This window comes from Microbulbifer mixtoriginis (SeqCode), assembly GCF_052466865.1.
In genome coordinates, this window is sequence record NZ_CP174293.1 from 1,862,108 (window position 1) to 1,884,917 (window position 22,810).

Consider the following 22,810-nt stretch of genomic DNA (forward strand, 5'->3'; position numbering starts at 1 on the left):
AAAGACCGATGTTGCAGCTGACACATATAGAAAAGACCTATACAACAGGTGAAATAAAGCACCAGGCTTTGCGAGATGTCAACTTGGCCATTCGCCCCGGTACTATGGTGGCCCTCTGTGGGCCCTCAGGCTCCGGTAAAAGTACCATGCTAAATATCTGTGGCTTACTGGACCAAGATTATTCCGGTGTGGTGCATTTTGCCGGTGAATTAATGACCAGGGACTACCAGCAGGCAATGAAGATACGTCGCACTCAGATGGGGTTTATTTTTCAGAAATTTAATTTGGTTCCGGTGATGAGTGCCTTTGAAAATGTCGCCTACCCATTACAGCTCAATGGTGTGGATTCTGCAGAGGTTAAACAGCGGGTAATGCAGATGTTGGATTATGTGGGTTTGGCCGAGTTTGCCCGATATCGCCCCGACCGCCTCTCCGGCGGCCAACAACAACGGGTGGCGATAGCTCGAGCACTGGTGCACAAGCCCAAATTGGTGATAGCTGATGAGCCCACCGCTAGCTTGGATAGTGTAACGGCTCAGCAGATTATTGAATTAATGAAATACCTTGGCAGGGAACAGAAAACGGCCTTTATTGTGGCCAGCCACGATGATCGTATGACTCAGCACTGTGACAGAGTGATCAATTTACAAGACGGTGTGATTTTGCAGGAGGAAGCCCCATGCGTCGCTTAAAACTGGCAGTTTTGAATTTATTACGCAACCGCCGCCGCAGTCTTTTGACCGTCGCAATTGTCGCTATTGTAGTGATGGCTCTGATGACTTCCGGGGGCTTTGGTCTATACACTTATAAATCCCTGAAAGAAGGCGCGGCGCGCAGTCAGGGGCATCTGGTGTTTACCCAGCCGGGATATTTCAATAGCGATGAAGAGTATCCATTACAAAATGGCTTGGAAAATGCCGATGAATTGAGAAAGCGCTTATTGACCGATAGCCAGGTTAAGGCGGTACAACCGCGTATCTATTTGAATGGCTTGATCTCCAATGGAGATAAGTCGACCATATTTTTGGGGCAGGGGATTTTGCCGAGCGAGTTTCGGGTAAAGGGGCCTTTCTTAAATATGACAGAAGGTGGCATTCTGAGTAAGAATGAAGATCCTACCGATCCGCAGATTATGCTGGCCAAGGATCTGGCCAGAAATCTGAATGTAAAAACAGGGGACTATGTCACCCTGATGTCGACCACTGTAGATGGGGCGCTTAACGCACTGGATTTTAAAGTACAGGGTGTTTTTGGAACTGGTGTTCCTGACATGGATAAGCGTCAGGTGTATCTCTCGATAAATTCTGCCCAGTTTATTCTCGATAGTGAAAAAGTCAGCACCATGCACCTGTACGGCTATGAGCTGGAAGACACCGAAGTATTAAAGGCGCGTCTGGCTGAGCAGGCTCCCGAGTTGGAAATTACCACCTGGGAGGATCGCGCCTTCTTTTACCAAGGGGTGAAAAGTCTTTACGACCGAATTTTTGGCCTGATGGGCGTGATCATGGCAATGGTCATTTTTGTTTCCCTCTTCAATACCTTGGCGATGTCGGTTACAGAAAGAACCCGTGAGATCGGCACTCTTTCCGCATTGGGTACGTCCCGCGCCGAATTACTGCTGGGCTTTGTGTTGGAGGCATTGGTGTTGTCCCTGGTAGGAGCGATCGTGGGCATCTTGCTGGCAGCTGCGGTGAGTATGGGTTTGATGGTGTTTGAAGTCACCATGCCGGCCCCTCCCGGTAAAACTGAGAGCTATCCCCTGGTGGTGTATTTCTCATTGAATCTTGCTTGGATGATCTCGTTAGCAGTAGCGGCAATCTGTGTTCTGTCTTCCTTTATGGCAGCGCGCAAAGGTGTAAACAAACCGATAACAGAGGCATTGGTACATGTATAAGTTAGCGAAACTAAAAACTGCTTGGAAAGTTTTGGGCAGCGCTCTGGTAATAACAATGGCTCCAATGGCATTGGCCAATTCACTAAATACCAATAGCGGGGCCAGCAACGAGATTATCTACACCACGCAGCAAGTGGAGAGCATGCTTGCCAAAGCCGATTTTTACCGTCTGCAAGAAAATTCCGCGCGAGTAGTCACTGAGGTGCGGGTCTACAAAAATGGCGAGCTGGACAGTATGGATAATTACCATGTGTACACCCGCCCACAGCGCAAATCTCTGGTGGTATTCAAAGGCAAGGGAGAGGAGGGCACCAAGATGTTAATGCTGCAGGATAACTATTGGATGCTGATGCCGCGCAGCCGCCGCCCTATACGGATTACACCCATGCAAAAATTGTTGGGGGGGGCATCGGTGGGCGATGTGGCCACACTCACCTGGAGTGAGGATTATCAGGGCGTTTATGCCGGGCAGGAGACATTACAGGATCAGCTGGTAAACCGTTTGAGCCTTACCGCTAAAACCAAGGGGGCCAGTTATCAGCGTATTAACTTGTGGGTGGATAGCAAAAGTAATTTTCCGGTAAAAGCCGAGCTTTACCTGAAATCCGGCAAGTTGGCCAAGATTGCGCACTTTACCCCGGGGCAAAGAGAGGGACGGCAGGTAGTGGCGGAAATGCGGCTGCAGGATACGATCAATACTGGCACAGAGACACGGGTTATTTATGAGAGTGTCCAGGCCCATGATTTGCCGGAAAAGTATTACAACCCGGCTTACCTAAGTCGCCAGTCAACCGCTGAGCTTTAACGAACTTTGCAGCCGCTATTAAGCGGCTGCAATAGCTTTTTGGTTAATGATTTCCTGGGGTGACTCCAACTCCTGGGAAAAAATGGCTTCAATAGCCTCAGCCTCGCGCAGGCGTTTAAGTTTCTCAAAAAATACCTGGGCCTCTGGAAACGCGAGCTTGAGATAGGCCAGCCACTGTTTGATCCGGTTACCCAGATACTTGGCCGGGTAGACTTCCCGGGTAATTTGATAGTAACCCCAGAGTAACTCGACAATTTGTGGCCATGCCATCGGCTGATATTCTACCCCGGCGCAGAAGGCCTTGATTTGCAGCCCCAAATCAGGCCTTGCCAACAGGCTGCGGCCAAACATAAAGGCTTGGCAACCGGTTTGCTCGTGGCAGCGCTGAAATTCCGCCAGTGTCCAGATATCGCCATTGGCGACTACTGGAATCTGCAGTTTTTCCCGAATCTCACCGATATATTCCCAGTAGGCCGGAGGCTTGTAGCCATCGACTTTAGAGCGAGCGTGAACCGCCAACTCATTGGCTCCACCGGCGGCTGCGGCCAGGGCATTATCCATATAGGTAGAGCGGTCGTTGAACCCCAGGCGGATTTTCGCGGTGACAGGGATGTGATCCGGTACGGCCCGGCGCACAGCGCCGACAATCGCCTCTACCCGATGTGGGCTTTGCAGTAGGCAGGCGCCCCCATCGCTGTTATTGACCGACTTGGCTGGGCAACCAAAATTCAGATCGATCGCTTTTGCCCCCACTGCAACCGCTTTGGCGGCATTGATGCCCATGGCCTCAGGATTGCCGCCCAGTAGTTGCAAGCGTACCGGGACATCATTGGCCGTTTTGGCGCCCTCCAAGAGCTCCGGACACAGACGAGTAAAAACCCTGCGGGGTAGGCGGGTATCGGTAACACGCACAAATTCGGTTACACAGATATCGACTCCGCCAATCGTTGAAAGCAGTCTGCGCACATGGTGGTCGATAACACCTTCCATGGGGGCCTGGTAAATCTTCGGCTGCAGGGAAATTGTCTTATCGGTCATAAAGTTGGAAATAGGAAAAATTGGTGTGATGGTTGGCGCATATTCTATCAGCAAGTGATCGCTATTCCGTAACAATGATCATTCGGCTGGTAGTTTTAATAGGAGATTTGAACTCAAATTCGAGTGTGTTTGCACCAATAAGGGGCGCAATGAACCATGCGCCATCGTTGCCACTGAAACCATTAAGTGTTTGATTTTAAAAGCAACTTGTATTGATAATAGAAAATTGACTGCACTTCCATGCTGCAGAAAAACCCTCTGGCAGTAGATAGTATGGTTACTTGTCGGGGTGGAACCGCCAACTAGGTTGTATTTGCCCAGCTTGAAGACTAGATTGCCGGGCGTAAATGGGTTGCCAGCCAGGCAGGTTACCAATTAGATCACTGCGCTCAGTCGCAGAATTTTGGGGATTGCAGTTGGGGTGGCTTGGTGTTGGTCAAGCTGGGAATTGTGCGGAAGTTTAGCGTTGCTGTTTGGCAGTTTTTATAGGCGCCCAAGCATAGTGGCTGCTTAACAATAAACGGCCACAGGCCGAAGAATAATCGCCCGGATATTAACCTTTTATTATCCGAAGGCTTAGGGGGATACAGAGTGCAAGATACGCTACTTCAACAGGGGTTGGACATTACCCTGTTCGGTATGGGAATTGTTTTTACCTTCCTGCTGTTACTGGTGATAGGCACCGGTATCATGTCCCGAATTATTACTCGCCACTTTCCCGAAGCGGAGCCAGTCGCCACTCCGCCCGCTAGCGGTAACGATGACAATGCCCGCTTGCACGCCATTATCAAGGCGGCCATCGAACAACATCGAAAAAAACGTTAATCGCCAAATTTCGCTTCATTACAACATCCAATAATTTCTGCCGAGAGAGATAACCCATGACTGAGGTTAAAAAGCCATTGGGGATTACCGATGTAGTCCTGCGTGACGCCCACCAGTCACTATTCGCCACCCGCCTGCGACTGGACGATATGCTGCCGATTGCAGAAAAGCTCGATCAAGTCGGCTTTTGGTCGCTGGAATCTTGGGGGGGCGCCACCTTCGATGCCTGTATTCGCTATCTCGGCGAAGACCCCTGGGAGCGGATTCGCGAATTAAAAAAAGCCATGCCCAACACCCCGCAGCAAATGTTGTTCCGTGGGCAAAATATTCTGGGATATCGCCACTACGCCGATGATGTCGTGGAAAAATTTGTTGAGCGTGCTGCGGTCAACGGGGTGGATGTCTTCCGCGTATTCGATGCCATGAACGATATGCGCAACCTGAAGACGGCCCTGGCCGCGGTAAAAAAACAAGATAAGCACGCTCAGGGCACTATCTCTTATACCGTGAGCCCGGTACATACCATGGACTTGTGGGTAGAGCTGGGGCGCCAGATTGAGGATATGGGGGCGGACTCCATTGCCATTAAGGATATGGCCGGCCTATTGCGCCCCTACGAAGGCTACGAGTTGGTAAAGCGCCTTAAAACGGCGGTGGATATTCCCATCCATCTGCATTGCCATGCGACTACGGGTCTTTCTATTGCCACCGCGCTCAAATGTATCGAGGCGGGCGTCGACAATGTGGATGCCGCCATCAGCTCCATGTCCATGACCTATGGCCACAGCCCCACGGAAACACTGGTTGCCATGCTTGAAGGCACTGAGCGGGATACCGGTCTGGATATTAATCTGCTCGAAGAAATTGCTGCATATTTCCGCGAGGTGCGTAAAAAGTACGCGAAATTTGAAGGTTCCCTTAAAGGCGTGGACTCGCGTATTTTGGTGGCCCAAGTGCCCGGTGGCATGTTGACCAATATGGAAAACCAGCTGCGCGAGCAGGGCGCCGGTGAGCGACTGGATGAGGTACTCGAAGAGATTCCCCGCGTACGCCAGGATCTTGGTTATATCCCCCTGGTAACGCCCACCTCACAAATTGTAGGCACCCAGGCAGTATTAAATGTGCTGACCGGTGAGCGCTATAAATCTGTCTCTAAAGAAACGGCAGCCGTTTTGAAAGGGGAGTATGGCGCGACCCCTGCCGAAGTGAATCAGGAGTTGCAGGTGAAGGTATTGGAAGGCGCAGCGCCAGTGACCTGTCGCCCTGCGGATTTGATCGCTCCAGAGTTGGACAGGCTTACCTTGGAGTTACAGGAAAAAGCCGGGGCCGAGGACATTGCCCTGACCAATGGCGAAGGTGAGATTGACGATGTGCTCACTTATTCACTCTTCCCACAAATCGGCCTCAAGTTCCTGAAAAATCGCGGCAACGCCGATGCCTTTGAGCCAGTGCCTACTGGCAATGAAAACGCCGCAGTGAAAAATGACAACGGGGAAGAGGTGTATACGGTCACTGTGGAAGGCCAGAGCTACACCGTGACAGTGGCCGATGGTGGCGATCTGACCAATATTGCCCCGGTAGGTGCGGCCGCCCCTGCAGCCAGTCCAGCCAGTTCGGTTCCAGCCACTGGTGGTGAGCCGGTCAATGCGCCCCTAGCGGGCAATATCTTTAAGGTGATGGTGATGCCTGGTGACAAGGTCAGCGAGGGCCAGGCCATTATTGTGCTCGAAGCCATGAAGATGGAAACCGTAGTGAGTGCGCCGCGCAGTGGCAGTGTTGCCAGCGTAGCGGTAAAAGAGGGCGATTCCGTGGCGGTGGGTGATGCCCTGCTGTCTATCGCATAGATTGGGGTAGGAGTCGCAAGTGGATAATTTACTCACGCTTTGGCAGTCCTCCGGCATCGCACAAATGATGCCGGGGCAGCTGGTCATGATCTTTGTTGGATTGGGGCTGCTGTTTCTGGCTATTCGCAAAAACTTTGAGCCACTGTTGCTGGTGCCAATTGGCTTCGGCGGTATCCTGGCCAATATTCCCGGAGCAGATCTGGCACTCTCTGCAGCAGAGACCGCATTGGCCCAGGGAAATGCAGCAGTTCTTGCCCAAATGGCCCAGATCTTGGGGTTGGATACTGTTGCCAGTCTCGAGGATTTAAAAGCTGCCCTGGGTGCTGCCCCGGCTGCGGTGCAGTTACAGGCCGCAGAGTTTGCCAGCGATGCCGGTTTCAGCAACGGCATGCTGTACAACTTTTATTCTGTAGCTATTGCTTCGGGTGTCGCGCCGTTGGTGATTTTTATGGGAGTGGGGGCCATGACCGATTTTGGCCCGCTGCTCGCTAACCCGCGTACCCTGTTCCTGGGTGCGGCGGCACAGTTCGGTATCTTTGCCACTGTACTGGGTGCTGTCGGGCTCTCAGTTGCGGGGATTATGGACTTCTCCATCGCCGATGCCGCGGCCATTGGTATTATCGGCGGTGCAGATGGCCCTACAGCAATCTACGTTTCCAGCATTTTGGCCCCTGATTTGCTGGGTGCGATTGCGGTAGCAGCCTATTCCTATATGGCATTGGTGCCCATGATTCAGCCACCGATTATGCGCGCACTCACTACAGAGCAGGAGCGCAAAATCGAGATGGTGCAGCTGCGTCATGTAAGCAAGCGCGAGAAAATTACCTTCCCGCTGTTGCTGCTGATTCTGGTTGCCCTGTTCCTTCCCGCTGCAGCTCCGCTGTTGGGAATGTTCTGTTTCGGTAATCTGATGCGTGAGTGTGGTGTGGTGTCTCGCCTTTCGGATACTGCTCAGAATGCGTTGATCAATATCACCACGATTTTCCTAGGTCTCTCGGTCGGTTCGAAACTGGCTGCAGATAAATTCCTTGACCCCAAAACTCTGGGAATCCTCGCCCTGGGTATCGTGGCCTTTGCCATCGGTACTGCCGCAGGGGTATTGATGGCGAAACTGCTCAATGTATTCAGTAAGCACAAGGTAAACCCACTGATCGGTTCTGCTGGTGTATCTGCCGTGCCCATGGCTGCACGGGTATCCAATAAAGTGGGGCTCGAATCCAATCCGCACAACTTCCTGCTGATGCACGCTATGGGCCCGAATGTGGCTGGGGTTATTGGCTCTGCGGTTGCTGCGGGAGTCATGATCAGTATGGTACGCAGTTTAACCGGCAGCTGACTTGGCCCACAAAGCGATTCCTGACAAGGCGAACTTCGGTTCGCCTTTTTCTTTGATAAAATTTAAAGTGGAATATGGCTGTATTTGCAAGATATTTGTCAGGAATATCTATTTACCTGTTTAATTTTCGATGGATAGGCAAACAAAATACGGCTCCCTAGATCCCTGAATGCTTTTAAATGGCTTCTTACTACATATTCTCTCAAGAGCTGCGTGGGTAGTATTAATGGGTGCTCGACACGATTCATTTTGAGTTAAGGTTTTTTGCGCTATATTCCTTCCCGCATTTTGGCTTGTAATAAGAAATTTTACTGGAAGTAAGACCATGCGTAGTTTGCCGCTTTTGATTTCCCTTGCTCTGTTCTCCTCTCCTGTACTGGCCCACGACAATCATCGCACCGCTGAAGATCTGCACGAGATTAAAAGAGAGGTGGTAAAACTTCGCAAAGAAGTACATGCCCTGAAGAATGAAAATCAAGAGGCGGATGAAATACGCAAACTCAAGAAAGAGGTTGTCAGGTTGCGCAAAGATATTCGCTCCATGCAGGATCTGATTGTGGACCTACAGGCCCTGGTAGAAGGCCAATCTAACAATACCCAACCAGAAGTCGTTCTCCATCCAGTAAAGGAACGCCCCAGATGGGCCTGCTATATGAAAGATATGCGGGCTGGCGGTATGCATTCCAAAGGCTTTTCTGAGGTAGAGGCCAAAGGCAAACTGCTGGAAACCTGTTCTACTCGGGGCGGTGTTTGTTTTGAAAATAGAATTACCTGTTCAGCTGAGTAACATTAGGTTCACTAGAACTTAAGAAGCTCGGGGGGAGATCTGGGCCATTTCTAAGGAAGCTTTGCTGGCCAATGAAGTGTACGTTGTTTTAAGGCCGAATTTCAGTGTAGGGTGGTGGCTATATATTTCTCTGTTCTAGGGTTAAAGGCTTTTTCGACGGGTAATAATGTTTACGTTAACTTTTAAAGCAAGGCTGTAGTGCTTGGTTAAATCAGGAGCGTGAGCTTTGATTTTATTGAATTTTTGGTTTTTTTTGGCTTAAAATTATATTTTTTTGCGCCAAGTAAGTTTGATATGTGATTTTTAGATACACCAGATTCTAGGTCTGGTGTATCTAAAACGTTAACTTTCAAATGTCTTATTGACCCTCAACTGTAATCAATAACGTACCCGTAAAAGGCCCGTCAGGTTCTCTACCATTCCATACTGTGGCTGGGATATCAATATCAAATCGTGCATTGTCATTAAGGCAATTACTTGCCTGTATTCCCTGTCCGCCGAGAGGAATACCAGCCATTACAGGCTGTGCTGGTCCTCCAGTACTATTGGCGTAGCCTACATTGTAAGGAATGGCTGGAGTGCCATTACTACTTTGTAAGAGAAAGGTTGGGTCTGAGCCCACATTGGCAAATGTGATGCTAAAACTACCAAAGCCACTTGCTGCAACACAGAAGGTATCTGATCCCATTGCATCGGTTCCGGGCACTGGATCTGCAATAGTGACTGGATCTACATTTTCTATGATAATAAAATTAGAAAATGTCAAGGTAATCATACTTGTTTCGCTATCCGTGGCTTGAGATAGCGCAGTGTTGGCGGCTCCCATAGCTAAGCAGGCTGAAGCAATGGAGAGGAACATTTTTGAACATTTGGTTTTCATATGTATCTTCCTTTGAAAAGTTAGTGAAAATTGCGTTAAGCAATGCCGGAGAAAGTTAGCTGGGGATTAAATTTATTCGGCTACAACAGTTAGTTGTAACATTCCTGTAAATGGGCTATCTGCATCTCTGCCATCCCATTGGGAGAAAGGGATTTCAATATCAAACTTTGCATTGTTGAAGCTAATGTCTGGGCAAGAAGCTGCCTGGATCATATTTCCCCCAATGGGTGCGTTGGGAGTGACAGGAACCCCTGGGCCTGGAGATGTGTCGTTTTTAAAAAACACTTCGTAATTAATTGGCGCGGTTCCAGCTACGGAGGGCATTAGTTGAAAATCGCCCGTCGCGCTAGCAGGATTGGTGAAAGTAATGCTAAAGAAATTAAAGCCAACTCCGGCCACACAGAATGTGTCTTCAGCGAGAATGGGTTGAGGTGTGCCACTTGGTGGGGCCACTAAATCTAGATTGTCTACAAAAGCAATATCAATATTTTCTGTAAAAATCAGCGTTATCATGCTGGTTTCGGAGTCTGTGGCTTGTGATAGCGCAAGTGTCGGGGAGATAAATGCGATGCCTGCAGCAATAATAGGGATCAGTGACTTAAGCGCAGCACTTTTCATGTTTAACTTCCATGTCAAAAAAATAATGCCTATATGAAAGATGCCAAAGCTAACTCTATGAGAGCAGTGAGTCAGTTGTTTTGGCCTTAAAAATGATAGCTACAGAAAATATAAGTTGGGGTTTTATCTTTGCTTTTGGTCGTATTTTGGGAAAGGTTTACTATCGGGTGGGAGTTATTTCTTATTTCTTTTTGTATATTTTAATTTGCCATAATGAATGCGTCTTTCTTTTTCTCCGGTTTTTACCTCGTGGGGGTGATTGCGTCTGTCCCTCTAAGGAAAGCTTTCAGTAGGTCATTTGAAGGGTTTTAAGCCTGGTTTTTTGGTGGGATCAGTGTAATAAAAATTTATTGTTCGCTATTTGAATATGATGCGGCCCTTGCTGGTTGCCTAAGATCTAATGAACGCTAAATCCTAGCCAACGATAGAGGGCCGCTCAATCTGCATATATTTAATATGCGTTTATTCCGCTTCTACTGTAATTACCAGCATGCCCATAAATGGAGCATCACCGGCTCTGCCTTCCCATTCTGCTGGGGGAATTCTAACGTCAAATCTTGCATTATCATCTGCACAGTTATTGGCTTGGATGACATTGCCTTGTACGGGGACTCCGGCCGTAACCATGGTGCCTTGTCCCTGAGTACTGTTTGAAAAGAAAACCTCGTATGTCATTGGGCTTGCACCGGCAACGCTGGGTTGAAGAAAAAAGCTTGGATCTGTGCCTGCATTAGCAAATGTGATACCAAAGCTGGTGAAGCTGCCAGTTCCTGCAACACAAAAAACATCCGATCCCGCTGCAAAATCTCCAGATCCAGCTGGGGGGGCTTGGATGGGTACATTATCTACGTTTGCTATTTGAATGGCATCCATATAAGTCAAGGTGATCATGCTTTGTGCACTGTCAGTTGCTTGAGATAGTGCAGATGTCGCTGAACAGAGTGTCAGACTAAATAAAGCGGTTGATAAAAATGTCTTGGAGGTGAAAAGGTTCATCAGATACTTCCTTGCGTAGAAAACAGCAACACTTCTGTTGAGAAAAAACCAAAACACATGGCAAGCCTAGAAGCTTGTTGAGGTAGCCTTGGTCTAAAAATAATAGTTGTTAATCCAAGGAATAAGTTGAAAGGGGCGGTTTCTGTGTTATGTTTAGAGGCAGTACCCTCCTGGTGCAAAATTATTTGTATGGGTTTATATTCTCAGTATTTATACCTAATAACTTTGGTATTTATTCTGATTCCACAGTAATTAATAGCCTACCCCTAAATGGAGCCATGCCTGCAACAGGTTCCCACTCTGAAGCGGGCACTAATACGTTGAAAAGCGCATTGTTATTTATGCAGTTGTTTGCTTGAAGCGTATTGTTGGTGATAGGTACGCCAGGTAAAGCTGCAATTGGAGCCCCCCCCGAGGTGGCATTTTGGAAAGAGACTTGATAGTTCAATACTGCTCCTTGCCTACCCCGCAGAATAAATGGTGTTCCGGTGCCTGTGCCTAAGCCTGTAAATATAATACTAAAGGCTGGGAATCCATCCCCTGCAACACAGAATAAATCTGTGCCCAAGGCGGGGGCTCCAGGAGTTGGGTTGAGATTTATATCGTCTACATCTTCTATTGTAATGAACTCATTGATTGCAAATGAAATCAAGCTTTGTCCGCTACCTTGAGCCTGTGAAAGAGAATATGAAGCTGTAGTAGCTGTGAGAATAAATAAAATCGCTAGTATGGCCCTTTTTAGGGTGTGGAAACTCATTGGAAATTCCCTTTAGTAAGAGTAGCAGTATCACTGTTATATTGATGGCGAATAATAGATAGGCGCAGGATTCAGTTAATGATATGCGTATCTAGAGTTTTTGCTGGTTGCTTTTTGAGGGTTTTGAATGGGTTGTTTTAAAATGGTGCTTTTGAGTTTTTTGGTGATTGCAGGTGGTTTTATTAATGTTATTCATGTGGGTCTGATCCAAGATTTTTTTGTGGTTAATGGTTGCATCAGGGATAGATCCTGATGCAACTAATGCCAGCTGGTAAGAATTACTCTGCAGTTACCATTATCTGCAGCAGACCGGTAAATGGACCATCAGCCTCTCTGCCTGTCCATATTGGGCCAGGAATGACAATGTCAAATTTCGCATTATCATCTGCACCTGGGGTTGCACAGACACTTGCTTGTAGAATATTGCCTGGAATAGGTACAGCAGGCGTTACTATCAGGCCCGGTCCAGGAGTTAGATCATTCTTAAAAAAAACATCGTACATAATTGACGGGGTCGCATTGGCGCTTTCCAGTAAAAAATCTGGGCCAGTAGCTGCTGGGTTAAAAAACTCAATACTAAAGGTGCTAAAACCAGTGCCGGCAACACAGAAAAAATCTACCCCTACAGCCGGATCCCCAGGTGTAGGATCAGAAATGGTGACAGGATCAACGAAAGCAATATCAATTGTTTCCGTAAAGGTCAGTGTGATCATGCTGGTTTCGGAGTCTGTGGCTTGGGATAGCGCTGATGAGGAGGAGCCAAGCGCTATTCCGGCAGCGACTATAGAAGCCAATAGTTTGGGGGTAAAAACCTTCATTTGAAACTTCCTTGTATAAAACAATGACGCTTTTATTAAAGCGCCAAAGCAATTTATGAGATTGATATAGTTCAGAGTGCTTTGGCCTAGAAAATGATAGTCGTGAAGTTGGAAATATCCTGTAGGAAGCTTGCTGTAGTAGGTGATTCGGGAGGAATGTACTAATTATTGAGAAAGATTTCTTATTGCCTTTGTGTGCTAGATGATTGATAGGCTTTAATCTTATTGCAATGATGTTTTGTCTGATTCTAATGTTGAGGTGAGGTGAGGTGAGGTGAGGTGAGGTGAGGTGAGGTGAGGTGAGGTGAGGTGAGGTGAGGTGAGGTGAGGTGAGGTGAGGTGAGGTGAGGTGAGGTGAGGTGAGGTGAGGTGAAGTGAGGTGAAGTGAGGTGAAGTGAGGTGAAGTGAGGTTGAATTAGGTCCGTTTCACAATGGGTCAAGCTATAGCGTAATGGGTCAGAATCTGCAGGTTTGTCGTACGCTAGGTGTCGAGTTTTGTATTTTTAGAGGTGGCATCCACTTGCGGATGCCATAAATTTGCATCTGTTAGTGAGGCCGAAGTAAGGGAGCTTCCCAATGGAGTGGCTTCGCTAAAGACCACTACCACCATGTTGTACCCTTGCCCAGCTTAGTTTTTCCTGCTTCAGCTTTCTTTTTTTGATGGAACAAAGTTGCCATATAAAAAGATTTATTTCCAGTTAAGCAGAGTGCTTTGATCGAACTGTCTGAGAAGCTTTCATCAAGCCCTCAATCAAGCGGCTTACTTTTCCCAAAACTGGAGTCTTCTCCAGCAAGTATTCAGAAAGGAGATCCCTTCAGCTTGATCTTGAGTGCAAGGTCCACAAGACAACTTCAAGCCAAACATGGTTGTCAATGAGTTTGCAGCTTTTAATGCTTCAACACTGATGAATGGTCAGGCAGGTGCGTAAAAGTCTGTTACTGTGAGTGATGTATCTGGAGTGGGTGTTGATTTGAGAGGAATGTATTTAGATTATTTTGCGGTTTTTCTTAAGATTTTTCTGGCAGCTTTAGATAATTGTAAGAACATTCTTCCGTTGAGCTCAGCTTTCTATTTGTTAATGGTTGCACCAGAAAGAGATCCTGATGCAACCATAAATAAATGCTGAAATTATTCAGCAGTTACCGTTATCTCTAGTAATCCCATAAAAGGCCCATCCCCCTCCCTACCATTCCATTCCGGAAATGGGATCTCAACATCAAATTTTGCATTATCATCTGTGCTTGGAGCCGTGCAGGCACTCGCCTGTAATACATTTCCTGGAATAGGTACATTGGGTGTGACAGGCAGCCCAGGACCAGGGCTTAGGTCATTTTTGAAAAAAACATTGTACATAATAGGTCCTGATCCGTTGGCGCTGTTTAATAAGAAGTCTGGACCTGTGGTGGTTGGGTTTACAAAATTAATACTAAAGGTGCTAAAGCCAGTGCCGGCAACACAGAAGAAATCTACACCTACTGCCGGGTCTCCGGGTGTGGGGTCTGCAATGGTGATATTGTCAACAAAAGCAATATCAATCATTTCCATAAAAGTCAGCGTAATCATGCTGGTCTCAGAATCCGTAGCTTGAGAGAGCGCTGATGTTGAGGAGCCAAGGGCTATCCCGATAGCGGCTATAGAGGCCAACATTTTGGGGGTAAAAACCTTCATTTGAAACTTCCTTGTAAAAACAATAACACTTATATCAAAGCGCCAAAGCCGGTTGCACGAGAGATATAGTCAGGGTGCTTTGGCTAAAAAATAATAGCCATAAAAAATAAAAGGTGGTGTTGCCTTTGTGTTTTCAGAGTTAAATCGAGAAGTATGTACTATTGGTTGAGAATGCTTTCCTATTTTTAAATGTGTTTGTTTGCCTGCTTAATGACTTTGGCTATGGGTTAGATATAGTGTTTAGGTAAGGTGGCAAGCGGGTAGGAAAGGTTTACTAGCTTATAGGAGAGGTTTCTTATTCTTTTGAGCCTCTTGGGATAATTTAGAATGTAATGTATTTAAGAGACATTAATTGGTGTATTGAATTCAAAGAGTCATTTCTTTGGCGGTTCTTTACTGAAGTGCTGGTTTAGTAGCTGAAAGAGCGCCTTGCGACTGGCGTTGTGATTGTTCACGCTGGAACCATGCTTCTGGAAGTGCTCTGGAAAAAGCCGTGCGACCTGTTGTTGTGACCACTCCAGGTGGAACTGTAAGCCGAGTATGTTTTCTCCATATAGAAATGCCTGGTTCGGGCAGAGCGCAGAGCTGGCTAGGCGCTTGGCGTTTTTAGGGATGTCAAAAAAATAGCTGTGTGCTTGGAATACTTTGTTTAAGGTGAGGGCTTCAGTTATTGTCCAGTGGATTTGGTGCCAACCTAGTTCTTCCTGCTTCATTGGCTTGATATCGGCACCTAGTGCATGAGCAAGAATTTGTGCGCCAAGGCAAATGCCCACAATGGGGACTTGCCGATTAATAATACTTTTTACCCAGTGTATTTCACCGGCAAGCCAAGGTAGTGAGATGTGATCTTTTACGTTCATCATCCCTCCTAAAATAATCACTCCACTAAAGCCCGTATCGGGTAATGTTGAGATCTGTGGGTTGATAAGAGTTGTCGGAATCTGGCGTTGACTCGCCCAATCTGCAATATATCCAGGCCCTTCATGTTCTTCATGCTGGATAATAAGAATTGGCTCTTGCATTTTATTGGAAGTCCTGTGTTTCCAAATAAACTTGTCGACGAAAAGTAATACCTGCTTCTTTGAGGCTTTCAGGCCAGTTTTTTTCTGAAATAGGAAGCTTGCTGCCAGTATCTATGGATTTAGGTGCAGTTGCTTTTGCTATAACTTCCACGATTTGGTCAAAACTTGGCGGGGAAGCTATTTCGTGAATAAGCAGACTCGTGTCGCCCAGATGCACCAGGCGGTAATGACCATTCTTCTTACGGGAGAGTGGTAGATCTAATAGCTTGTCGGTTACCGTGAAATCTATTGAGCTAAGCAGAATTTTGCCTTTTCGCTCAAAGTGGCCATTAAATACTTCGCCGCTAAAAAGGCCTAACTTACCGTTGCGCAAATGGTTTAAAGAGAAAACTTCAGGTTTGAGAGAGATAAGCGACGTGTTCTGGGCCAGATTCATCACTTCTTTTTTATTTTTAGATTCCAAAGCAAGAATAAGCTGATGCCCGTGGCGTTTGCCGTGAAGAGGCATATGCGATGCAATAAGCTGCCCGTTAGCCGAAAATAACGCCATTCCGTGAGTGCCAATGGAATCGTCTGCATAACTGACTGTGCAGGCCATGGTTAAGACAGCTGCGATAGTAATACTCCAGAGCTTATTAAGCGTGATCATAAATTATTCAGCTCCTGATCTTTACGGGTTAGCGGCAGGGTTTGCTATTAAGCTTCTGCTTACTTGGCAGTAAGCGATTCTAGACGTACATTAGTTACGAATCGATTCACTTTGGGTGGCTTTTGATTCCAATATGGAAATAGAAGATCTTGAAAAATTTCTTGTTATTGCCGCGACAGAAAACCTGCAACGCTCGGCAGATCGTTTAGATACAACGCCAGGGGCCTTAAGTAAGGTTTTACGTCGCCTGGAGACGGCGCTGAATACTCGCGTGTTCGACCGGGTAGGCAAGCAAATCCGACTAAATGATGCTGGTCGCCGGCTACAAGGTAAAGCGGCTGAGATCACTTCCATTGCACGCCAGGTGCAATTTGAACTGGGTGAGCTGGGAAAGTTTTCGGAGTGCCGGGTAGCTGCCCCAGCAGTCTTGCAATTGACTTGGGCTGCATTTATTCAAAGCAAGCTGGCAGAAATCCAGCCAAAAGCGTGCCTCTCATTGACTTCCGCCTATGAATCCTTGGCCTTGAGAATGTTGGTTAGGGGAGAGGTAGATTTGGCCATGATTACCGGTGCGCTGTTGGGACAGGTCCCCGCCCAAATAACAACGCGTAAGCTGGGCACAGAAAGCTTGTGTATTGTCGCGGGCTCCAGCCACCGATTGGTTTCTGGGGAGTGGGCAAATGTGGAAGTGCCAATCGAAGTTATTCAGCAGTATCCCTTTGCAGCTCCTAGAATCTCTCCTTTCTGTGGCGAGGAGAGGGGTATTGGCAGTGATGGGTGGGGGGATAACCTACCTGTCCGCAAGGTCCAGGTTGTAGTAAATGATTACGGTGTCTTGTGCGGCCTAGTAAAAACGGGACAGTTTCTTGCCTTATTGCCAGAGGGGCTGGCAGAGGATATCGGTGGGGCAAAAATCGATGTTGCTGGCAACTTTACTGAGCCCAGAGAAGAGATTTTTATTGCCTGGCGAGGGGGAAGTGATGGTTGGTTAGAGGATTTGGCTCAGGCCCTCTCAGGAATTGAGGGGCTCAATTAGCGCCCCTCTTATTTGGCTTTATCAGGGGTTAACTTTTAGGGGTTAACTAGATGGTGCCTGGGGTGGGCAGGGCGTTCCCGCGGCTATCCAGCCTTTCAATGCCTCAACTAGCTTGCCGTGGGGGATATTGACGGGTTCTCGTTTACCCCCAGGGTTCCATCCCCATAAAGCTAGGGGGTTCTCACTCATAAACAGCATCAATTGCTCTGGGGAGCGGCCGCCATTGTCCTGGGGAGTGGTTAACAGCGCACAGATTTGGGCCGAGGACATACGAGACCAATTAAGGGTTATTGGAGCCATGGCCCAGCCGGGTGCACCGGGTGCGCCTGTCATAGGGTTGTTCTGGTCTGAGTGACAGTTACTGCAGCGCATTGTCCCCATCCCCATGTTTTCGGGTCCTCGCTCAACCCGGGGTACATGGGGGGAGCCCTGATTGATAAGTGGCAATTCCAGCTGGTGACAGTTTAAGCAGCGGGGGTGCAGGAGAACTTCGACAATCGTCTCCCAGTCTTGATGGCCAGTATTATCAACCTGGGAAGTTTGTGACTGGCTATCCTGACCGGTAGTGTCCTGTCGGTTTCCACATCCTGTAAATACCAGTAATAAAAGAAGACTTATTGTTATGTGGCGCAATAAGTCTACCTCTTGCCGCAGTTTCATTTAGCTGTTCCTCATTTCCTATGAGAATGCCCTGTACATCATTGTGGCAGATAGCGGGGGACTGTTAGGCAACTAAATGTACCTGGCAGTGATCGAAGTGACGGCTTAATGTGAGGTTCATTTGACCTTCTGGTCACGCCTATCCGTTGACACTCTCTTACACGTGGTAAGATAGGCCGGATATAAATGTTTGATTTAGATGACAGTGGAGCGCTATTTGGCGCTCAGAGGAGAGAATATGTCCTGGTTAGGGGCGGGTATCGGTGCCGGATTTGGTTTTATGTTTGGGGGCCCTATTGGTGCGGCCTTGGGTGCCTGGATAGGTAGCTCCTTTGGTTCAGGCCTCAAACGCCTGGGTAATGCCGCTGCGGTTCTGAATAGGGAAGGGGCCCAGAAAGTTTTTATCGTTACCCTGTTTTCCATGCTGGCGAAGATGGCTAAGGCGGATGGCCAAGTATCCAAAGCAGAAGTTCAGCTGATTGAGGATTTTATTCAGAATAATCTTCGTCTGGGCGCTGAGGATCGCAAGCATGCCATCAAGATTTTTGAGAATGCGAAAACGGATAAGTACAGCATTTACGATTACGCCAAACAGTATCGGATGTTGGTCCAGAATCAGGCGATGCGAGAAATGGTTTATCGCCTTCTATTTGCAGTGGCGTATGCTGATGGTGAATTACATGCTTCTGAAGAGGTAATTCTCAGGAAAATTACAGCGGACCTTGGTTTACATGAATCGCTTTTTGATGCCATGCAAAATCAATTTGGGCATGGGAGGGGAGGCAGTACTTCCGATCTTCAGCAGCATTACGCAGTGCTTGGTTGCACTGAGGAAACTAGCGATAAGGATTTAAAACTGGCCTATCGCCGCAAGGCTGCTGAGTATCACCCTGATAAGATCGCTTCCAAGGGGCTTCCAGAGGAGTTTATGCGCCACGCTGAAGATCAAATGAAGAGTATCACCGTTGCTTATGAAGCAATTGTTGATGCGCGAAAGAGTAAGGCAAAAGTTGTCAGTTAATCCTGGTGTGGTATCAGCGTATTAGAGCTTGCCAAACAGCTGGATAATCTGTTGGTAATTTAGCGGTTTGCCCTGGCTAGATATTACATAGGTTGATTGTTTAAGCGCAATTTTTGAACCTAAAACCCTGCATTATCATCTGGAACACTGCGAAGAGAGTTTATGAGTCTTGCAAAGCAAATTGAAGAAAAGTTAACTGCCAATTTCCATCCCCAATTTATTGAGGTTCAATGCGAAAGTCATTTGCATAATGTCCCGGCAGGATCTGAAATGCACTTTCGTGTGGTGCTTGTGAGTGAGGTTTTTGATTCCGTTCGGAAAGTCCAGCGTCATCAAAAGGTTTATGCGGCGCTTGCGAGTGAAATGGCTGGCCCGATCCACGCCCTTGCTCTTCATACTTATGCGCCGGATGAGTGGGATGGCGATGCTCCACAAAGTCCTGAATGCCAGGGTGGCAGCAAGAAAGGGTGAGTAGCAGCAGAGTTTAGCTAGCAAGCTCTAGAATTTTTTTGCAAATTTAACCTGCTATTTCTCGCAGGTTTTAGTGGCGCCCCTTCCTCAGAAGTACACTATGGATTGGGGCGTTTGAGATCAAAAAGTTGGCCGGGGTTCCACTGGATTGAATAGCCTGAATCCCTTTCGCCAGTAAAGTCACAATTTCCCTATGTATCTGTTTGTTGTTTCTTATTTACCTTTTACTGGCTAATTAACCTCTGTGTGCGTCCAGTTGGATTTTACTTCTCCCGAAATATCATAACTTGGCGCTTTTCGGCGTCTCTGTCTTTTTCTTTGAGTGAGAATATTTCAGCTCCTGTTCAAAACAGGTTGTGGAATTCGAGGCAGTGCACGTTGTCCAAATTTGCAGTGCAGTAATAATGGGTGTCGTTGGTTTTCTTTTGGAAGCAATACCAATATGTGAATTTCAACGACAAAAGATATTTTGTGTGCCATAAAAACGTAGAATTATATTTGAGCGCCAACATTTGTTTGTTTTTTCTACATCTGTGATTTCGTGCGACTAGACTGACCATTGATTGGGCTGATTGCTGTTTGATCTGCTGAATATCAATGGAGTTACCACAAATGAAGATGACGCGTATTCTGATCCCCGTTATGACGCCCCTCGCCTTAGCAATCTCTAGTGTCGCTTCGGCAGGACCTGCTGGCTATGCCCCACCACCCCCTCCTCCTACTCAGGAGTTTAAGATACGGATTGGCGGTTCATACTGGTCACCAAACTCAGACAATGTAACCTTTGCTGATCGGTGGCTGCGCTTTTACGATGACGATGATTATGATGATGACTATCATCGTTTCCGTGATTGGGGTGCTTTCCGAACCAATCTTGATCCAGATGGCGAGTGGGGTTGGTTTATTAATGCTGAATGGAAGCCTATCGATCACTGGAGTGTGTCACTGAGTTACCAGCAAGGCGATCGCCATACTGGTGGTAGTCGTGATCCCTGGCTTTATCGTTTTTGGGATGATGACTGGGATGACGACATATTATTTGATCGTCGTCGTCGCGGTGATTTTGCTCGTTGGAAGCCCCAAACGACTGCTGCATACCTGAATTGGTATCCACTGGATCCCAGCTGTTTGGTGCAGCCTTATATTGGTATCGGTATTAACTATACCGACTTTAGTGATGAGCGCCTAAGAAATTGGGGCTTCTGGCATCGTAACGATGATGATGATCTGGTTTTTCGTGACTGGGATGGCCGTGTGAATTTTGGCGATAGCTGGGGTTATACATGGCAAATTGGTGTTGATTTCACCTTTGGTCACGATAGTAGCTGGCTGATCAATCTGGCAGCTATTTACTATGATGTCACTACCGATGTTGAAGTAGATACCTTCTATCGCAACTTCCGTGATGATGATGATGACTTCGGTCGCTTTTGGGAGCACAGATTCGGTGGCGACTACGAGTTTGATCCCTGGGTGTTCCAAATCGGTGTAGGCTATAAGTTTGATTTCAACTGGTAATCACTCTTATCCTTTGAAAAGGGGCGCGTTGCGCCCTTTTTTAATGGTTTTATAAATATTTGGAGGGTGAAGTTGAGGTCATTCTGAGTTGTGTTTAGCGACTTTAACCTAACCTTCTTCCGTACCTGCTGCATTTATTTTTTCTAAATTTGTCTCGGTATTTTCGAATTTTTCCTTTCCATTCATCCATTTTTTTACCTGATCCGCCCTTTTTCCTTTTTTCCTGGTAGTGCTCAATTTTATTGCTCCAGCTTTGGCACTGTTTCAGCGTCGCACTCTGGGCTAGAGCTATAGAAGATGTAGAGAGCGTAAGCAAGAAAAAAGGTAAGGCTGAAAATACTTTTATTTTTGTTTTTTTATTGGTTCTTTGAAACATATCTATCTCCTAAGATTGCTGGGCTTATGTTATTGCCGATACATCAAGGGAGGCTTGATTGTTTAGATGTGGAAGGAGTGCTTAAACGGTTAGAGGGCGGGTATCCGCCCCTAACTTTAATAATTAGCCATTGCTTGGGAAACTGTATTGTGCTCCCTCTCTCACCCCACTTGCAGGCCAGCGCTGGGTGATGGTCTTACGCTTGGTATAGAACCTTACAGAATCAGGTCCATAAGCGTGCAGGTCCCCAAATAAGGAGCGCTTCCAGCCGCCGAAGCTGTGGTGTGCAACAGGTACTGGCAAAGGTACATTGATGCCGACCATGCCTACTTTAATGTTGTCACTAAAGTAACGGGCAGCTTCCCCATCCCGAGTAAACAAACAAGTACCGTTACCGTACTCGTGAGCATCAATGATATTCATCGCTTCCTGCATGGTATCTACACGCATTACGCAGAGGACGGGACCAAAAATTTCACTGCGGTGTATCGCCATCTCCTCGGTAACACGATCAAATAGGCAGGCTCCCAGATAATTGCCATTTTCGTAGCCTGGAACCTTCATATTGCGGCCATCTACGACCAGCTCCGCGCCTTCTTCGATACCGGCACAGATTAAGCCTTCCACCTTGTTTAGGTGTGCTTGGGTAACCAAAGGTCCCATATCGTTTTGGTTGTTCATGCCATCGCCAATCTTTAGTTGGGCAATTTGCTCTTTAAGCTTTGCTACTAAAGTATTGGCTGTATCGTCGCCTACTGCGACGGCTACGGAAATTGCCATACAGCGCTCGCCACAGGAGCCGAAGGCAGCACCCATTAATGCGGCTACTGCGTTGTCCAAGTCGGCATCCGGCATCACGATGGCATGATTCTTTGCGCCGCCAAAGGCCTGAACTCTTTTACCGTGGGCAGTACCTGTGGTGTAGACATATTCTGCAATGGGAGTTGAGCCTACAAAGCTTACCGCCTGAATACGCTTGTCGGTTAGCAGTGTATCTACTGCCTCTTTGTCGCCGTTGACGACATTTAAAACCCCAGCTGGGATGCCAGCTTCGATACCCAGCTCGGCAATAAATAAGGCGCAAGAGGGGGTGCGTTCAGAAGGCTTTAAGATAAAGGTATTGCCGCAGGCAATCGCCATTGGCCACATCCATAGAGGCACCATGGCGGGAAAGTTAAATGGGGTGATTCCCGCACAGACGCCCAGAGGCTGGAATTCACTCCAGGAGTCAATCGCTGGACCTACATTCTTACTATGCTCGCCTTTGAGCATCTGTGGGGCAGAGCAGACATATTCAATGTTCTCGATGCCCCGCTGCAGTTCACCCATGGCATCATTGAGTACTTTGCCGTGTTCCAGAGTGATCAGCTCGCAGATCTTCTCCGCATTTTCTTCCAGCAGGTCGCGCAAGCGGTACATGATGCGTACACGCTTTGCTGTGGGTAGGTTGCGCCAGGCGGGGTAGGCAGCTTCTGCGGCAGAGATAGCTTCTTCAACGGTAGCTCTGCTGGCCAGCGCGACCTTGCCGATTATTTCATTAGTTGAGGGATTGGTTAGGTCTTGTAGGCGAGGGTACTGGGCCGAATCGTCGCTGGCAGATGGCTTGCCATTAATCAGGTGACCAATAACTTTCATGGTTTCCTCTCGTTGGGGATTTATACGTTATTTTTTACCTCTTTGTGCCTTTGTAACACAGGTAACCCCAGGTAGGAAAATTCATCAGTTGTTGCAGCCCGAAATAGAATGGACCTCTTGTACCACTTTAGTTTCTTACTAATTTAATGAGTTTT

24 protein-coding genes are annotated in these 22,810 nt (G+C 47.4%); 12 read left to right on the top strand and 12 right to left on the bottom strand.

All coding sequences use genetic code 11. The features are described from left to right. The first annotated feature begins 8 nt into the window (after positions 1-8). The 3 genes from ACJJJA_RS08555 to ACJJJA_RS08565 are packed head-to-tail and all read left to right on the top strand — an operon-like array spanning position 9 to position 2,699. Positions 9-692, top strand: coding sequence for an ABC transporter ATP-binding protein (locus tag ACJJJA_RS08555; RefSeq protein ID WP_444888509.1), 684 nt, complete (start codon positions 9-11; stop codon positions 690-692). Continuing rightward, positions 680-1,894 carry an ABC transporter permease gene (locus ACJJJA_RS08560; RefSeq protein ID WP_444904325.1) on the top strand — a complete coding sequence of 405 codons (1,215 nt, stop codon included), beginning with the start codon at positions 680-682 and terminating at the stop codon, positions 1,892-1,894. Before ACJJJA_RS08555 ends, ACJJJA_RS08560 begins: the two co-directional genes overlap by 13 nt. Beyond that, positions 1,887-2,699: an outer membrane lipoprotein-sorting protein gene (locus ACJJJA_RS08565; protein ID WP_444898652.1), complete on the top strand. Its 813-nt coding sequence runs from the start codon at positions 1,887-1,889 to the stop codon at positions 2,697-2,699. The genes ACJJJA_RS08560 and ACJJJA_RS08565 overlap by 8 nt, the downstream gene beginning before the upstream one ends. An 18-nt stretch (positions 2,700-2,717) precedes the next feature. On the opposite strand, the gene ACJJJA_RS08570 is transcribed toward ACJJJA_RS08565, so the two are convergent. Then, on the bottom strand, positions 2,718-3,737 hold the full coding sequence (locus ACJJJA_RS08570; protein WP_444888919.1) for a tRNA dihydrouridine synthase: 1,020 nt from the start codon (positions 3,735-3,737) through the stop codon (positions 2,718-2,720). A gap of 591 nt (positions 3,738-4,328) precedes the next feature. Here ACJJJA_RS08570 and ACJJJA_RS08575 point away from each other — a divergent pair. The 4 genes from ACJJJA_RS08575 to ACJJJA_RS08590 all read left to right on the top strand — a co-directional run bounded on the left by ACJJJA_RS08575 (position 4,329) and on the right by ACJJJA_RS08590 (position 8,529). Then, a complete protein-coding gene (locus tag ACJJJA_RS08575; RefSeq protein WP_252085251.1) occupies positions 4,329-4,562 on the top strand; it encodes an OadG family protein in 234 nt (77 codons plus the stop codon). A 56-nt stretch (positions 4,563-4,618) separates the two neighbouring features. Then, entirely contained in the window at positions 4,619-6,406 is a 1,788-nt protein-coding gene (oadA, locus tag ACJJJA_RS08580) for a sodium-extruding oxaloacetate decarboxylase subunit alpha (RefSeq protein ID WP_444904326.1), read from the top strand. 19 nt (positions 6,407-6,425) lie between these two features. Next, positions 6,426-7,742, top strand: a complete 1,317-nt coding sequence (locus ACJJJA_RS08585) for a sodium ion-translocating decarboxylase subunit beta (protein WP_444898650.1) — start codon at positions 6,426-6,428, stop codon at positions 7,740-7,742. 325 nt (positions 7,743-8,067) lie between these two features. After that, positions 8,068-8,529 carry a hypothetical protein gene (locus ACJJJA_RS08590; protein ID WP_444904327.1) on the top strand — a complete coding sequence of 154 codons (462 nt, stop codon included), beginning with the start codon at positions 8,068-8,070 and terminating at the stop codon, positions 8,527-8,529. A gap of 358 nt (positions 8,530-8,887) precedes the next feature. On the opposite strand, the gene ACJJJA_RS08595 is transcribed toward ACJJJA_RS08590, so the two are convergent. The 5 genes from ACJJJA_RS08595 to ACJJJA_RS08615 form a co-directional block, all read right to left on the bottom strand. Beyond that, positions 8,888-9,409 (bottom strand): hypothetical protein, encoded by a 522-nt coding sequence (locus tag ACJJJA_RS08595; RefSeq protein WP_444904328.1) that lies wholly within the window; start codon positions 9,407-9,409, stop codon positions 8,888-8,890. Between the two features lie 72 nt (positions 9,410-9,481). Next, positions 9,482-10,027 (bottom strand): hypothetical protein, encoded by a 546-nt coding sequence (locus tag ACJJJA_RS08600; RefSeq protein ID WP_444904329.1) that lies wholly within the window; start codon positions 10,025-10,027, stop codon positions 9,482-9,484. A gap of 462 nt (positions 10,028-10,489) precedes the next feature. Next, positions 10,490-11,023 carry a hypothetical protein gene (locus tag ACJJJA_RS08605; RefSeq protein ID WP_444904330.1) on the bottom strand — a complete coding sequence of 178 codons (534 nt, stop codon included), beginning with the start codon at positions 11,021-11,023 and terminating at the stop codon, positions 10,490-10,492. A gap of 232 nt (positions 11,024-11,255) precedes the next feature. Further along, positions 11,256-11,780: a hypothetical protein gene (locus ACJJJA_RS08610; RefSeq protein WP_444904331.1), complete on the bottom strand. Its 525-nt coding sequence runs from the start codon at positions 11,778-11,780 to the stop codon at positions 11,256-11,258. A gap of 278 nt (positions 11,781-12,058) precedes the next feature. After that, positions 12,059-12,598, bottom strand: a complete 540-nt coding sequence (locus tag ACJJJA_RS08615) for a hypothetical protein (protein WP_444904332.1) — start codon at positions 12,596-12,598, stop codon at positions 12,059-12,061. Between the two features lie 941 nt (positions 12,599-13,539). On the opposite strand from ACJJJA_RS08615, the gene ACJJJA_RS08620 reads away from it, so the two are divergent. Next, complete coding sequence (locus tag ACJJJA_RS08620; protein ID WP_444904333.1) at positions 13,540-13,725, top strand: hypothetical protein; 186 nt, start codon at positions 13,540-13,542, stop codon at positions 13,723-13,725. A 2-nt stretch (positions 13,726-13,727) separates the two neighbouring features. Here the strand turns inward: ACJJJA_RS08620 and ACJJJA_RS08625 are convergent, their stop codons facing one another. From ACJJJA_RS08625 to ACJJJA_RS08635, 3 genes are all read right to left on the bottom strand, one after another. After that, complete coding sequence (locus ACJJJA_RS08625) at positions 13,728-14,267, bottom strand: hypothetical protein (protein WP_444904334.1); 540 nt, start codon at positions 14,265-14,267, stop codon at positions 13,728-13,730. Positions 14,268-14,641: 374 nt separating this feature from the next. Beyond that, complete coding sequence (locus ACJJJA_RS08630; RefSeq protein WP_444904335.1) at positions 14,642-15,289, bottom strand: type 1 glutamine amidotransferase; 648 nt, start codon at positions 15,287-15,289, stop codon at positions 14,642-14,644. Position 15,290: 1 nt separating this feature from the next. Continuing rightward, positions 15,291-15,938, bottom strand: a complete 648-nt coding sequence (locus ACJJJA_RS08635; RefSeq protein ID WP_444888522.1) for a hypothetical protein — start codon at positions 15,936-15,938, stop codon at positions 15,291-15,293. Positions 15,939-16,071: 133 nt separating this feature from the next. Between ACJJJA_RS08635 and ACJJJA_RS08640 the strand changes: the two genes are divergently transcribed. Continuing rightward, positions 16,072-16,974 carry a LysR family transcriptional regulator gene (locus ACJJJA_RS08640; protein ID WP_444904336.1) on the top strand — a complete coding sequence of 301 codons (903 nt, stop codon included), beginning with the start codon at positions 16,072-16,074 and terminating at the stop codon, positions 16,972-16,974. Between the two features lie 42 nt (positions 16,975-17,016). Here ACJJJA_RS08640 and ACJJJA_RS08645 read toward each other — a convergent pair whose 3' ends face one another. Next, positions 17,017-17,634, bottom strand: a complete 618-nt coding sequence (locus ACJJJA_RS08645) for a hypothetical protein (RefSeq protein ID WP_444904337.1) — start codon at positions 17,632-17,634, stop codon at positions 17,017-17,019. Between the two features lie 238 nt (positions 17,635-17,872). Between ACJJJA_RS08645 and djlA the strand changes: the two genes are divergently transcribed. From djlA to ACJJJA_RS08660, 3 genes are all read left to right on the top strand, one after another. Continuing rightward, complete coding sequence (gene djlA / locus ACJJJA_RS08650) at positions 17,873-18,655, top strand: co-chaperone DjlA (RefSeq protein ID WP_444888525.1); 783 nt, start codon at positions 17,873-17,875, stop codon at positions 18,653-18,655. 162 nt (positions 18,656-18,817) lie between these two features. Next, positions 18,818-19,126, top strand: coding sequence for a BolA family protein (locus tag ACJJJA_RS08655; protein ID WP_444888526.1), 309 nt, complete (start codon positions 18,818-18,820; stop codon positions 19,124-19,126). 612 nt (positions 19,127-19,738) lie between these two features. Then, the gene (locus ACJJJA_RS08660) at positions 19,739-20,644 is read left to right on the top strand and encodes an OmpW/AlkL family protein (RefSeq protein WP_444888527.1); all 906 of its coding nucleotides are present in this window, start codon (positions 19,739-19,741) and stop codon (positions 20,642-20,644) included. Positions 20,645-20,747: 103 nt separating this feature from the next. Here the strand turns inward: ACJJJA_RS08660 and ACJJJA_RS08665 are convergent, their stop codons facing one another. Continuing rightward, positions 20,748-21,020: a hypothetical protein gene (locus ACJJJA_RS08665; RefSeq protein ID WP_252085264.1), complete on the bottom strand. Its 273-nt coding sequence runs from the start codon at positions 21,018-21,020 to the stop codon at positions 20,748-20,750. A gap of 123 nt (positions 21,021-21,143) precedes the next feature. Next, entirely contained in the window at positions 21,144-22,655 is a 1,512-nt protein-coding gene (locus tag ACJJJA_RS08670) for a CoA-acylating methylmalonate-semialdehyde dehydrogenase (RefSeq protein ID WP_444904338.1), read from the bottom strand. Positions 22,656-22,810: the final 155 nt, after the last annotated feature.